14 protein-coding genes are annotated in these 13,005 nt (G+C 65.0%); 5 read left to right on the top strand and 9 right to left on the bottom strand.

The features are described 5' to 3' along the window. Positions 1-138 precede the first annotated feature (138 nt). Positions 139-435, top strand: coding sequence for a GIY-YIG nuclease family protein (locus LDO41_RS29325; RefSeq protein ID WP_223994684.1), 297 nt, complete (start codon positions 139-141; stop codon positions 433-435). A gap of 51 nt (positions 436-486) precedes the next feature. Here LDO41_RS29325 and LDO41_RS29330 read toward each other — a convergent pair whose 3' ends face one another. Together LDO41_RS29330 and LDO41_RS29335 are read right to left on the bottom strand one after the other, a co-directional pair. After that, positions 487-912 (bottom strand): organic hydroperoxide resistance protein, encoded by a 426-nt coding sequence (locus LDO41_RS29330; protein WP_223994686.1) that lies wholly within the window; start codon positions 910-912, stop codon positions 487-489. Between the two features lie 69 nt (positions 913-981). Further along, positions 982-1,452: a MarR family winged helix-turn-helix transcriptional regulator gene (locus LDO41_RS29335; protein WP_223994688.1), complete on the bottom strand. Its 471-nt coding sequence runs from the start codon at positions 1,450-1,452 to the stop codon at positions 982-984. 178 nt (positions 1,453-1,630) lie between these two features. On the opposite strand from LDO41_RS29335, the gene LDO41_RS29340 reads away from it, so the two are divergent. Further along, positions 1,631-3,094 carry a DegQ family serine endoprotease gene (locus LDO41_RS29340; protein WP_223994690.1) on the top strand — a complete coding sequence of 488 codons (1,464 nt, stop codon included), beginning with the start codon at positions 1,631-1,633 and terminating at the stop codon, positions 3,092-3,094. A gap of 271 nt (positions 3,095-3,365) precedes the next feature. After that, positions 3,366-3,707: a hypothetical protein gene (locus tag LDO41_RS29345; protein WP_223994692.1), complete on the top strand. Its 342-nt coding sequence runs from the start codon at positions 3,366-3,368 to the stop codon at positions 3,705-3,707. 198 nt (positions 3,708-3,905) lie between these two features. Here the strand turns inward: LDO41_RS29345 and LDO41_RS29350 are convergent, their stop codons facing one another. From LDO41_RS29350 to LDO41_RS29365, 4 genes are all read right to left on the bottom strand, one after another. After that, on the bottom strand, positions 3,906-4,403 hold the full coding sequence (locus LDO41_RS29350) for a MarR family winged helix-turn-helix transcriptional regulator (protein ID WP_223994694.1): 498 nt from the start codon (positions 4,401-4,403) through the stop codon (positions 3,906-3,908). A gap of 65 nt (positions 4,404-4,468) precedes the next feature. After that, a complete protein-coding gene (locus tag LDO41_RS29355) occupies positions 4,469-6,481 on the bottom strand; it encodes a transglutaminase TgpA family protein (RefSeq protein WP_223994696.1) in 2,013 nt (670 codons plus the stop codon). Next, positions 6,478-7,539: a DUF58 domain-containing protein gene (locus tag LDO41_RS29360; RefSeq protein WP_223994698.1), complete on the bottom strand. Its 1,062-nt coding sequence runs from the start codon at positions 7,537-7,539 to the stop codon at positions 6,478-6,480. Before LDO41_RS29360 ends, LDO41_RS29355 begins: the two co-directional genes overlap by 4 nt. A 56-nt stretch (positions 7,540-7,595) precedes the next feature. Beyond that, on the bottom strand, positions 7,596-8,522 hold the full coding sequence (locus tag LDO41_RS29365; RefSeq protein WP_223994700.1) for an AAA family ATPase: 927 nt from the start codon (positions 8,520-8,522) through the stop codon (positions 7,596-7,598). A gap of 227 nt (positions 8,523-8,749) precedes the next feature. Between LDO41_RS29365 and LDO41_RS29370 the strand changes: the two genes are divergently transcribed. Next, the gene (locus LDO41_RS29370) at positions 8,750-9,595 is read left to right on the top strand and encodes a phytanoyl-CoA dioxygenase family protein (protein ID WP_223994702.1); all 846 of its coding nucleotides are present in this window, start codon (positions 8,750-8,752) and stop codon (positions 9,593-9,595) included. A gap of 22 nt (positions 9,596-9,617) precedes the next feature. Here the strand turns inward: LDO41_RS29370 and LDO41_RS29375 are convergent, their stop codons facing one another. After that, positions 9,618-10,436, bottom strand: coding sequence for an IclR family transcriptional regulator (locus LDO41_RS29375; RefSeq protein WP_223994704.1), 819 nt, complete (start codon positions 10,434-10,436; stop codon positions 9,618-9,620). A 257-nt stretch (positions 10,437-10,693) separates the two neighbouring features. Between LDO41_RS29375 and LDO41_RS29380 the strand changes: the two genes are divergently transcribed. Next, complete coding sequence (locus tag LDO41_RS29380) at positions 10,694-11,623, top strand: LysR family transcriptional regulator (protein WP_223994706.1); 930 nt, start codon at positions 10,694-10,696, stop codon at positions 11,621-11,623. 167 nt (positions 11,624-11,790) lie between these two features. Here the strand turns inward: LDO41_RS29380 and LDO41_RS29385 are convergent, their stop codons facing one another. Continuing rightward, positions 11,791-12,084, bottom strand: a complete 294-nt coding sequence (locus LDO41_RS29385; RefSeq protein WP_223994708.1) for a hypothetical protein — start codon at positions 12,082-12,084, stop codon at positions 11,791-11,793. A 223-nt stretch (positions 12,085-12,307) separates the two neighbouring features. After that, positions 12,308-12,859 (bottom strand): YggT family protein, encoded by a 552-nt coding sequence (locus tag LDO41_RS29390; protein ID WP_223994710.1) that lies wholly within the window; start codon positions 12,857-12,859, stop codon positions 12,308-12,310. Between the last annotated feature and the right edge of the window lie 146 nt (positions 12,860-13,005).

The raw sequence follows: 13,005 nt of genomic DNA on the forward strand, positions 1-13,005 counted from the left end.
AAACAACTTTGCGCCGATGATAGTGCGGATTACCCGTGTGAAAGTAGGTCATCGCCAGGCTCTTATGCTCAGAACCCCTCAGCGCACTCCGCTGAGGGGTTTTGTTTTTTATGCTTTCGATTTACGCTGCCGCATAACATGACCGAAGACACGACCGAAGACGATCCGTGCTGGTTTTTGTACATGCTCGAATGCGAAGGTAATTCGATTTACACCGGCATTACAACGGACGTCGCCCGGCGCTATGCCGCGCACGCTGCAGGAATTGGCGCGAAGTACACGCGTGCGCGCAAGCCGATTCGACTGCTGGGCTGGATGCGGTTTGCTTCGAAGTCCGAAGCACTACGCGCTGAAATTGCGACCAAGCGGATGACCGCGGCGCAGAAGCGCGCCTTCTGCGCGCAACTTGAAGCCCCTCCACCAGACAATGCATAAAAAAACGCCGGCTTGCGCCGGCGTTCTTGTTTTGCGTCCTGCTACTGCCGATCAGACCAGCGTCAGCGTGACCTCGATGTTGCCGCGCGTGGCGTTCGAATACGGGCACACCTGGTGCGCAGCGTCGACCAGCTTCTGGGCGACTTCGCGCTCGATACCCGGCAGCGTGATCTTCAGTTCGGCCTGGATGCCGAAGCCCGCCGGGATCTGGCCGATACCAACCGAGCCGTCGATCTTGGCGTCGGCGGGGATGGCGATCTTTTGCTGGCCAGCGACAAAGCGGATCGCACCCAGGAAGCAAGCGGAGTAGCCTGCGGCAAACAGCTGCTCAGGGTTCAGGCCGTCGCCAGCACCACCCATTTCCTTGGGCACGGCAAGCTTCACGTCGAGCTTGCCGTCGGACGTCACGGCACGGCCGTCACGGCCACCGGTGGCGGATGCATGGGCGGTGTAAAGGACTTTGTCCAGCTTGGTCATTTCTTGCTCCTGTTTCGCCGCGAGGGCAGGGTTGGTCTCACAAGTTTCATCTACGCCGCAGACGCGGCTTCATGCATCGGTCCGCGCGCTCTCCAGCGTAGACCGCAATTCCTGCAACCGTAGTGTCAGAGTCTGAATTTCTTCGACCGAACACTGCGTTGCACACAGCAACTTTTCCGGGATGCCCCGAGCACGCTGACGAAGCTGCCAGCCCGCATCGGTCAGCCGCACGATCACGCGGCGCTCGTCCATGGAGTCGCGTTCCCGGGTGACCAGGGACGACGACTCGAGTCGTTTGAGCAGCGGCGTCAACGTGCCGGAGTCCAGTGACAGCCGGTTGCCGAGTTCTGAAACGCTGAGCTTTTCGCGTTCCCACAGCACCATCATCACCAGATACTGAGGATATGTAAGTCCTAACTCACTGAGGATGGGCTTGTACACCTTGGTCATGGCCAGCGAACTCGAATACAGCGCGAAGCAGAGCTGCTGGTCCAGCAGGAGCAGTGAGTCGGCTTCGGAAGGTTTCGTGTCGATGTCCATGAGACGTATCTTACACGCAATTCAATTGTGTGTAATATAAATTTGAAGAACCCATGCCGACAATAGGGTGGTGTCGAGCGTGTTGCGTGCCTTAAGTGTGATTTAAGTCTGCGTCCCTACGATGTCACTGTCGCGTCGGAATTCCCCCGCGCAAGGACATCAGAAAGGAAAGAACACCATGATCCGCCAGACGCTTGCTCGCTCTGCCTTCGGTATCGCAGCACTCGCCGCCATTGCCGGGGGCTACACGTATCTGCAAAAGGAAGTCATCACGCCGGGCTATGCCGCCACGGCACCCGTCGTCGCCTCCGCCTCGCCGGTAGCGGTGGCGAGCCCCACCGATTTTTCCTCCATCGTTGACCAGTATGGTCCCGCAGTGGTGAACATCAGCGTGACGGCGCGCGCGCAGCGCACCTCCGCTCAGAGCGGTGCCAGCATCGATCCAGATGATCCGCTGGCCCAGTTCTTCAAGCGCTTCGGTCCGCAGTTCCAGGGGCCGCAGGCTCAGCAGCCGCAACTCGTGCGCGGCCTGGGCTCGGGCTTTATCGTGAGCCCGGACGGCGTGATCCTGACCAACGCGCACGTCGTGGACAACGCCACCGAGGTGACCGTGAAGCTGACCGATCGTCGCGAGTTCAAGGCGAAGGTGCTGGGCAGCGATCCGCAGACCGATATCGCGGTGATCAAGATCGACGCCAAGGACCTGCCGACGGTGCGTCTGGGCGACCCGGCGCGTGTCCGCGTCGGCGAGCCCGTGGTCGCGATCGGCTCACCTTATGGTTTCGAGAACACGGTGACTGCCGGTATCGTCAGCGCGAAGTCGCGCTCGCTGCCCGATGACACGTATGTACCGTTTATCCAGACCGACGTGGCAGTGAACCCGGGCAACTCGGGTGGGCCGCTGTTCAACCAGCGCGGCGAGGTAATCGGTATCAACTCGCAGATCTACAGCCAGACCGGTGGCTATCAGGGCCTGTCGTTCGCGATTCCGATCAACGTGGCGAGCAAGGTCGAGGAACAGCTGCTGGCGCATGGCAAGGTCACGCGCGGCCGTCTGGGTATCTCGGTACAAGAGGTCAACCAGGCGTTGGCGCAGTCGTTCAACCTGCCGAAGCCGACTGGTGCGCTGGTGAACTCGGTGGAGCCGGACGGCCCCGCAGCGAAGGCCGGGCTCAAGCCGGGCGACGTGATCGTGCAGCTGGGCAACGACGTGATCGACCATTCGGGCGATCTGCCGGAGCATGTGGCCGACATCAAGCCCGGTACCGAGACGCAGCTCAAGGTCATTCGCAAGGGCGAGCCGCTTACGCTGTCGGTGAAGGTGGGGACGTCGAAGGATTCGGCGGTGGCGCAGAAGGCGAACTTGAACGACGCGAGCGGGAAGCTCGGGCTGGCGGTGCGTCCGCTGACGCCGAACGAGAAGCGTGACAGCGGCATCGAGGGCGGCCTCGTGGTCGAGGACGTGGCCGGTCCGGCGGCGCGTGTGGGCATCCAGCCGGGCGACGTCATCCTGTCGCTGAATGGCACGCCGATCAGCTCCGCCGATCAGCTGAAGACGCTCGTGTCGAAGTCGGGCAAGCAGGTGGCGCTGCTGGTTCAGCGCGACGATGCGCGCATCTTCATCCCGCTTGATCTGGGTTGATGAGCCCTCTCGTGTGCTGCGGTTTACGCGGCACACGAGGTAGGTATACGTCATGTTTACCTGCGGTATACGCCCCGTATACGTGACGTCAGCGTCCACGTATACGGGGCGTATACATACCCGCAAAGCCTTGCCACAGGCGGATTCCAAGGCAATAAAACACACCCGAAGCGCGCGCGAACAGGTATGATCTCGACTGCGATGCATGAAGCGTGTGGTGATTTCGGTCACCACGTCTGGTTCCTGCTGAATCGACAGAAGAAGGAAGTCTATGCAGTTGGATTTCAACCGCGCCCCCATGGTGCCAGGTTCCGCACCTGGTACCGAGCGCGCCCGGCAGATGCCGGGCAAGTCCGCCGGCAGCGCAAGCTCGCCGCGCCGACGCAAGAAGGTCGATCCGCCTCACTGGGAGCGCGGCTATCGTTCCCACTACTACCGCAGTGATCGTGGCGAGAAGCTCGGCGAGGTCCGGCTGTCGGATCGCGGTGAATTGCCCGTCGTCTATCGTTGGGCCGCCGGCAACTATTCGGGTGCCGAGGGTTCGCTCGTCCACGCGCGTGCGCGCGTCGAAGAGACCGTTGGCTTTGGCATGCGCCAGTTGTCGCTGTTCTGAGGCGACTACCGTTGTGACTGCGACTCGCCTTGCCGAGCCGCTGTAGTCCCCGTTTCGACATTACCCGTTTCAACACTGCCGCGGCTAGCGACAGTGTCGCGCGCCCCTCGCGCCGCGTTGTCCCCTGACCATTTCCGATATCGATACCGATACTCGACCGAACCCACGACGGTTTCGATGGTCGTCCCCCACGTGAACTCAGGCACGATCGCTTTCGAGCGCGGCCAAGGTCTGATGGAGTTTGTTCAGCGAGCGCGTGGCAGTGGCCAGTCCGCTTTCGCCGAACGGTGCCCACGCCTCTGCGTAAGCAGCATGCACGGCCGGAATCGCGCGATCGAGCAGGCGTTGGCCGGTAGCCGTGAGGCTGAGTTCGAGGCTGCGCCGATCCTGCGTCGACACGGTACGGCGCACGAGTCCGCGCGCTTCCAGACGATCGACCAGTCGTGTCATCTGCGTGCGGGTGGCATCGATCGCCACGCCCAGCTCGGACGGGATAGTCGGCTCGCCGGCATCGATGGCGAGCATGCTCAGGACCAGATATTGGCCGAGGTCGAGGTCGAACTGGCCCAGCGCGCGCTCGATGTGATTGCGTAACAGCCGCGCCGACCGTAGCAGCAAACGCGAGGCGACGATGAGGTCGCGCGGAGCTTCCGGATGCATCTCGCAGAACCGGTCAACACGATGTTCGAAAGACATGATACTGATTTCATTCGGAATAGTTACGAATGAAATTATATGCAGCGCAGCGGCGCAATACAACGCTAGCGTTTGCGCATTAGCCGGATCGCCTCGCGGAGCGCACGATGCAGCGGGGCCAGGCTGCCGCGCCCGGCGGTAGAGGGTGCGCCATAGCGCAGGCGCACGTACTCTGCTGTGAAGGCGTGGAGCGCCGGCGCGGCCTGCGGGAGCGCTAGGGCGGCGCGGTGCGCGAAGTCCTGTGGGCCTTCGGCCGTACCGCGTTCGCAGCCACGCCGGGCGAGTTCGCGGCAGAAGCGCGCATAGACGGCCTGGAGCGGGTCGAGCCGCTGCCGGCGCAGCCACAGGGGGATCATGCCGAGTAGCGTCAGGGCGGCCAGTCCGATCATGAGGATCTGCGGCAGGCGATCGTCCATGCCGAACTGCCGCAACAGCGACATCTGCCGCGCGCGATCGTAGTCGAGCACCCAGCGTTGCCAGGTGTACATCATGCCGTCGAGACCCCAGCGCAGATCGCGCAGCCAGCCCGGGGTTCGCAACGCGCGCACGGCGCCGGCTTCGTCACCGGCGAGCGCCGCGTCGACACCTTGTTCCACGCGACTCGGCGCCACGGCGCTGGTCGGATCCACGCGCACCCAGCCGCGTCCGTCGATCCAGACTTCGGCCCAGGCATGCGCGTCCGACTGCCGCACGATGTAGTGGCGGCCGATCGTGTTGTACTCGCCGCCCTGATAGCCGGTGACCACGCGCGCGGGTACCCCCGCCGCGCGCATCAGGAAGACAAAGCTGCTGGAGTAGTGTTCGCAGAAGCCGCGATGCGTATCGAAGACGAACGAGTCCACCTGCTGGCTACCCAGTGGTGGTGGCGAGAGCGTGTAGTAGAACGCCTCGCCGGCGAAGACGCGCAGCGCGGCCTGTACACGTTGCCATGGGTCCGGGTATTGCTCCGCCCAGCGCGACGCCAGCGCGCGACTACGCGGATTGCCGGCAGGGAGTTCGAGCGCCATGGCCCGCACGCGTGGCGGCAGCATCGGCGCGGCATCGGTGCCCGGGCTGAACGTCGAACGCGCGCGATAGCGCATGGGACGGTCGATCGGTGCGCGCGCGAAGAATTCGCCGTCGGACGACATGCGCGCCTCGGAGGTGCCCGACAGGGCGACGCCGCGGTCGAGCAGATATAGCCATGACTGCTGGCTGGCTTCGAGCGTCACGAAGTAGTCGCGCGTGCCCGCCGGTGGCGGTCTGGTGATGTCATCGGCGTCATCGTGCAACGTGGGCGCGGCTTGGATGAGGCGATGCTGTTCCAGCGTGCGCCATTGCTGGCCGTCGTAGCGCCACAGCACCAGCGCGCGCCAGTACAGCGCGCTGGGTGGCAGTGGGTCGCCGGTCATGTCCGCGCGGAACGCGACATCGGTGGAGCGAATCAATTCACCGATGCTGCCCGGGCGCATGGTGTCCGTGATGCCGGTACGGCCGGTGGCTTCCGACTGTGGCAGACGCCACAGCGGATGATCGAGGCGCGGGAACAGTACGAACAGGAACAACGCCCAAGGCAGGCCGATCAGGGCCATGCGGCCAAGCAACGGCCAGATCGCGAGTCGGCCGCGTGCCTCCGGATGATGCAACAGCAGCCAGTTGCGCAACACCCACGCGCCGATGGCCATGCTATATAGCGCGAGCCAGAACGGCTGATCGGAAAGATAGAGCGTCAGCAGCAGATAGAACGACAGTTGCGTGACCATGGTCGCGTCCGATAGCGCGCGACATTCGAGCAGCTTGAGGATGACGAACGCACCGAGCAGCGCCACGCAGAGATCGCGTCCGAGGCTGCCGCCGGCTTGCCACACCAGCGCGGCCGAGGTGGCCAGCACGAGCATGGCGATGATCGCGAGCATCGTGCGCGATGGCAGCGGGGCGCGCTGCCGCCACAACAACCAGCGCCATGCGAGTAGTACCACGAGCAGCAGGCTGACGCTGACAGGTAGCGTGCGTGCCTGAGGCGCGAGCACGAGCGCGAGCTGCCCCATGAGCATGCCGTGCTCCTGATGCGCGAGCGGACGCAGGCGGGCCGTGCTCATGATGTCGGACGCTCCGGCCACAGCGCGAGCGCTTCGAGGCAGGCGCGGCGATGCGCGGCGCCATGGCCGGGAGCGATCTCGACCGCCGGCAGGCGCAGCCCGATATCGAGATCGTCGCCAGCGGCCAATACCCATGCGCACAGGCGCGACAGGCGGGCCTCGGTGTCGAGGCCGTCCGGCAGCGCGTGCCAGTCCAGCCAGCAGGCGGGGTCGCGCGTGGCCTGGCCGGTGCGGCTCATCCAGCGGCCCGTGCGTGCGCTGTGCTTCCACGCTATGCGATGCAGCGGATCGCCGGTGCGATAGCGGCGCAGTTGGTCGATGCCATCGTCCGCCGCCACGGCCAGCGCACCATCTTCCGCATCGTCGGCGCGTGCGATCAGCGGCAACGGTGGGGCGGGGGTTTCCGGCGCGGGATAGACGAGCGTGGCGAGCGGCAGGTCGGCATAACTCCAGACGCGAAACAGGCCGAACGGAAAGCGGCTCTCGAGCGTGACGCGTGGCAGTGCGAGGCGGCCGCGCCGCTGCGCCGGCAGGCGCAGCGCCAGCGCGCCATTGGATTGGCCGTCGAGCGTCAGCGATGCGGCTTCGGTCGGCACCGTGGCCACGTCCTTTGTCGCCGATCCGCGTGGCCCCCTTGCGCGCGCCTGTTTGGGTGCCGCGGCGCGGGCTTCCATGCCGATGCGCGCGGTGTCGTCGCGATTATCGACCTGCAATGCGAACACGGCCGCATCGCCGACAAAGGCCGGGGCGACCGCGCCGGCGCCGACTTCGAGGTCGAGCAGGTTGCGGTACGCGGTCCACATGCAGGCCATCACGATGCCGATGAGCAGAAACGTCAGCGCGAAGCCGAGGCTGATGTTGTAATTCAGCGACGTCATCAGCATGGTCAGCAATAGCACCGCAAACGCCGCGCCGCTGCGCGTCGGCAGGATATAGAGCTGGCGGCGATGCAGTGTGACCACGCCATTGACGGGACCATGCGTGCGGCGCAGCCAGTCGGCGGGACTGCGCGGGCGCGTGGCCGTTGCGGATGGGGTGGGGGATGTCGACGTGGACATGGCAGGGGAGGGAAGCGTCGAAACGCCGCGCGCTCGGCGAGCCGGTCGGCCTGCGATCAGGGAATCGACACCGAGGCGAGCAGGCGCTCGACCACGGACGTCTGGTTCGCACCTTTGCCAGCGCCTGAGGGCAGCAACCGGTGGCTGGCCACCGCCGCGAACACCGCCTGCACGTCTTCGGGCACGACCATTTCACGCTGATCGAGTAGCGCCCAGGCGCGCGCGCAGGCCAGCAGCGCGAGGCCGCCGCGTGGCGACAGGCCCGCGGCGAAACTGCCTTCGGCGCGCGTGGCGTGCACCAGCGCCAGCACGTAATCGACCAGTGCCGGCCCCGCGTAGACCTTTGCCACCGCGGCCTGCAGGGCAACTACCTGTTCCGCGCTCATGACCGACGTGGTCTCGGTGACCGACGCGCCGCCGAGATAAAGCACGCGCTCGAACGACGGGTCCGGATAGCCGAGCGAAATGCGCATGGTGAAACGATCAAGCTGCGATTCCGGCAGCGCATGCGTGCCGATCTGCTCGAGCGGATTCTGCGTGGCGATGACGAAGAACGGCGTGGGCAGCGCGTGGGTGACGCCATCGTGCGTGACCTGATGCTCGGCCATGGCTTCGAGCAACGCGCTCTGCGTCTTGGGCGGGGCGCGATTGATTTCATCGGCCAGCACCAGCTGCGCGAACACCGGACCGCGATGGAAGCGGAACTCGCCGGCATCGCGCATAAAGACCGAAACGCCGATCAGATCCGCGGGGAGCAGGTCGCTCGTGAACTGCACGCGCTGGTATTGGAGACCGAGCGTGCGGGCCAACGCGTGCGCGAGCGTGGTCTTGCCCACGCCCGGCACGTCCTCGAGCAGCAGGTGTCCGCCTGCGAGCATGCAGGCGAGCGCCAGGCGGACCTGACGCGGTTTGCCGAGCACGATGCGGCCGAGTTGCTGTTGGGCCTCGGAGAGCGAGGCGAGAATCCTTGGGCGGGCGGTCACGTTGGCCTGTCGTCTGACGGTCTGAAATTCGATCGGAAATTCGGGCGGGTCGAGAAGAACCTGCCCATTGTAGCGGCGCGCCAAGCCGGCTGAACGGTCTGCTTCCGCACGCTCGGTGCCGCGCCGCAGCCGATTGACCGCAAGTTGCGCGAGCGCACGCTGGTTCTGGCATCATCGGTCTGTTGGCGCATGCCAGATTCTCAGATGGCTATCATCCCCCCGCTGCAATGACTCTTCCGTTAAAGGACGCATCTGACGCGTCCGCATCCCTGGATTTCGACTCCTCCGCGCCGCTGGCCGATCGGGCTGGTCTGGCGAGTCTCGCGCGCGCGTTTCACGCTGGCGGCTATGTGATTCTGCGCAATTTCGCGAGCGAGCCGCAGTGCGCGGACCTGGAGGCGGTGACGCGCGCGCATCTGGCGGCGGCGGTGCCGCCGGTGGAGTTCGAAGCTGATCTTGGCTATCCGGGCGCGCCTGCCACGCGCGAGGCCGCGGGCGGAGCGACGGTACGGCGCCTGCGTCAGGCCTATGGGCGCGACGAGGTATATCGCCGCTGGGCAGCCGATCCGCGCATCGTGGCCACGGTCGAGGCCTTGCTTGGCGAGCCCGCGCGGCTGACGCTCGCGCACCACAACAGCGTGATGACGAAGCACCCGTTCTACGGCAGCCAGACTGGCTGGCATCGCGATACGCGCTACTGGTCGTTCACGAGTCCGGAACTGGTCACGGTGTGGCTGGCGCTGGGCGATGAAGATGAACGCAATGGCGTGCTGCGCGTGATTCCGGGCTCCCATCGGGCGAAGCTCGAGCCGGCGCAGCTCGATCCGGCCGAGTTCCTGGTGGAAGCGCATCCGGCCAGTCAGCAACTGCTGCGTGGCACGGTGCCGCTGGCGCTTCATCGTGGCGACGTGCTGATTTTCGACAGCCGGTTGTTCCACAGCGCCGGCCGCAATGAATCGAATGCTGTGAAGCTATCGATAGCGTTCGCTTACTTCGGTGCTAGCAACCGTCCTGTCGCCGGTTCGCGCTCGGCGGAATTCGGCAGCGTGGATCTGCCGCCGGCGCCGTACTGAGTCGTCGACCGGGTCGTCAATATCAGGTTCTCAGCTGGAGCAGTCCGGAGATCTTTTCGGACGCTTCCAGCAGCGGCGGCACGAAGCGCTCGACCATTTGCTGCGCGCTGGTGCGATTGGCCTGGCCGCTGATATTGATGGCGCCGATGACCTGTCGCGCGCGGTTGCGGATGGGCGCGGCCACCGAGACCAGGCCTTCTTCCAGCTCCTGATCGTTCTGGGCCCAGCCTTGGGCGCGGATACCCGCGATCAGCGTCTTGAGCTCGCCGATATCGGTGACGGTACGGCTGGTGCGCTGGCGCAGATCCGACGCGAGCAGCACGCGGTCCAGTTCGGCATCGTCGAGGCCCGCAAGCAGCACGCGGCCCATCGACGAGCAGTAGGCCGGCAACCGGCTGCCGATCGACAGGTTGATCGTCATGATCTTGCGTGCCGGCACGCGCAGCACGTAGACCACTTCGGTGCCGTCGAGTACGGAGATCGAGCAGCTTTCGTGGACCGACTGGGACAGCGCTTCCATGATCGGCTCGGCCAGATTCCAGAACGGCATGGACGTCAGGTAGGCAAAGCCGAGATCGAGGATCTTGGGCGTCAGACGGAACAGACGGCCGTCGGCCTGCACGTAGCCAAGTCCGACCAGCGTCAGCAGGATGCGCCGCGCGCCGGCGCGCGTGAGTCCGCTGGCCTGTGCGATTTCGGTCAGCGTCTGGGCCGGATGTTGCGCGTTGAACGCGCGAATGACGGACAGGCCGCGCGCAAACGATTGCACGTAGCTGTCGCTGGGTTTTTCCGCGGCGGCGCCCTGCGGCGTGCCCGGTTCGTGGTCGGCTTGGCTCGCCATCGATCAGGAAGTCGTTCAGGAAGTCAAAGCCCCGTGCCGGAGTGGCACGGGAGGCCGGAATCGTAGTGGAAATATGCGCGACTCGCCAGTCTTTAGCCGCCCTCTGGCCACCCCTTGGCCACCCGTTCGGCCGCGGCCGCCGGTGGGGCATTGTGTCGCGCGCGCTGACGTGCGCACCGCTCTCCCGCATAATGTGCGTTTGCACAACGTCGCCCGGCCGCAGCAGCTTTGGTCGGATGATTCAGGAATAGCACCCGGTGAACGAAACAATCCAGTGGAATGATTGGGAGGCGTTCTGCTGCGTGGTCGAGCAAGGCACCTTTACGGCGGCGGCCGCGCAGTTGGACTGTCCCAAGTCGCGTGTGTCGGCGGCCGTGGCGCGGCTGGAGACGGCGATTGGCGCCAAGCTGCTCGAGCGCACCACGCGCCGCATGCGGCTGACCGACGCGGGCGGCGCCGTCTATCGCGACGTGGCGCCGCTGTTCGCGCGGCTGCGCGAGATTCGGCAGGAAACGCTGGCGCGCGAAGAACGCGTGCAGGGCATGCTGCGGATTGCCACGCCTTACGAGTTCGGCGCGCAGCAGCTGGGCGGTGTGATCTGCCGCACGCTGGCCGCCCACCCTGCACTCGATATCACGGTGGAGATTTCGCAGGGACTCGTCGATCCGATCCGCGAGGGCTTCGACATCGCTTTTGTGACCGTGGAGTCCGATCTGCCCGATTCGGGCACGATCGCGCGCCGCATCTGGCACGTGGAGCGTGGTCTGGTGGCGGCGCCGTCGCTGGCGGCCAGCCTGCCGGCGCAGATGCAGCCGGAAGACCTCTCCAACATGCCGACGCTGGCGACGCCGGGTGCGACATTCTGGGAGTTCACGCTCGACGGCGAGCGAGTCTCGGTGCCCATTCGCCCCCGCATGCAGACCTATAACGCCGAATTGCGCTTGCAGGCGGCGTTATCGGGGCTGGGCATCGCGCGTGTGCCGATGACCTATGCCGAAGCCGAAATTGCGCAGGGACGACTCGTTCGGGTGATGCCGGACGTTCCGCTGCCACCGTTGCGCGTGTTCGCGCTGCTGCCCGATCGGCGGCTTCAGCCACGCAAGGTGCGCGCGTTCATGGAGGCCATCGAGTCGATGATGGGCGAAGAGGAAAGCGGGACGGGCGGTGCGGGCGGGCTGACCTGGTAGGGGATGCCAGATTGCCGCTGGGGAAATTTGCTGGGGAGGCAGGCTGCCGGGCCATGTTGCACTCGGCGGTCCGCCTCTCACCGTGACCCTCTCAGCCTCGTGGGGGAGAGGTCAAGCTTGCGGAAGGCGCGGTTCAGGCGCCTTCCGCGTGGCGCGTCATGCGCCCCTTATGCGCCTTCGGCAAACACGTCACGACGTTCCGTGACAGTGCGTGCGCCGTCGCTGTAGGGGCTGCGCGGTTCATTGACCGAGCGTGCGCCATCGGTGAAGGTGCTGCGGGGTTCGTTCACGCCGCGCGCGCCGTCGGTGTACGGATCGCGAGCGCCAACGTGGCCGATGCTGCCGTCGAGACGGGCAATATCGGTCAGGGGTTGGGCGGCGTTGGCAGCGGCGCCCATGGTGAGGCCTAAGGTAACAAGCACAGCCGCAGCCGTGCCTTGGAGCTTGGAGAGATTCTTCATTGTCGTGCTGGTCCTACTGTATTTTTGTGAAAGCATCGTGACTGGGTGTCACGGTGCCAGTACTGTAGGCGCCAGCGCGCGCGGGAAAAAGAGCCAATCCTCGACAGTCTGTCCAGCCCCCTGAACAATACGTGTTAACCCTAAAAGTATCTAACGTGTTCTGCGGTCGTAATTTGCCCTGATTTCGCCCCGGAATGGCACGAAATCAAGGCTACGGGCGGCTTTACACGCTGCCCAGGCTCAGTCGGGCAATGACCATCAGCAGGATTTGCGCGATCACGAAAAGGATCAGCGGGGAGATGTCGAAGCCACCCAGGCGGGGCAGGACCCGACGCAGGGGGCGCAGTAGCGGTTCGGTCAGGTGATAGATGGCGGGCGCCACCGGCGAGTGCGGATTCACCCACGACAGGATTGCCATGAGCAGTGTGACCCACATGATCAGGCTGATGCCCCACTTGAGCACGTGGAGCAGGGCGATGGCCAGAATCACCGGCAGGAAGCCGAGGGGATCGCCCTCGTACAGCAGCGTGCGGCACACGAGATAGATCACTGCCGTCAGCCAGGCGGCGATCAGGGTTGCCCAGTCGATGCCACCGAAGCCTGGAATGATGCGACGCAATGGCCGGACCAACCAGTCGGTGATCTGAAACACCCCTTGAGAGACAGGATTACGCGAGGGCAGGCGAGTCAGCTGCATCCACAGGCGCAGCAACAGCGCCATGCCGAACAGCGTGAAGACGATATCGAGCAGGAACTGGACGATTTCCGTGAACATCGGGCGGATTTCCGTTGGCTAGTGAAGGTGTCTACGACCGCACAGATTCTGCCACACCTCGGTATGCGCGCGACCGCACCGGACGCAGCAAAGTGCGCCACTATAATGGGCAACCTCATTCACGCCACGCGGTCTGGTGGCGCACA

Origin of the sequence: Cupriavidus pampae (assembly GCF_914271485.1) — a bacterium.
In the GTDB taxonomy this organism is placed as follows: Bacteria; Pseudomonadota; Gammaproteobacteria; order Burkholderiales; family Burkholderiaceae; genus Cupriavidus; species Cupriavidus pampae.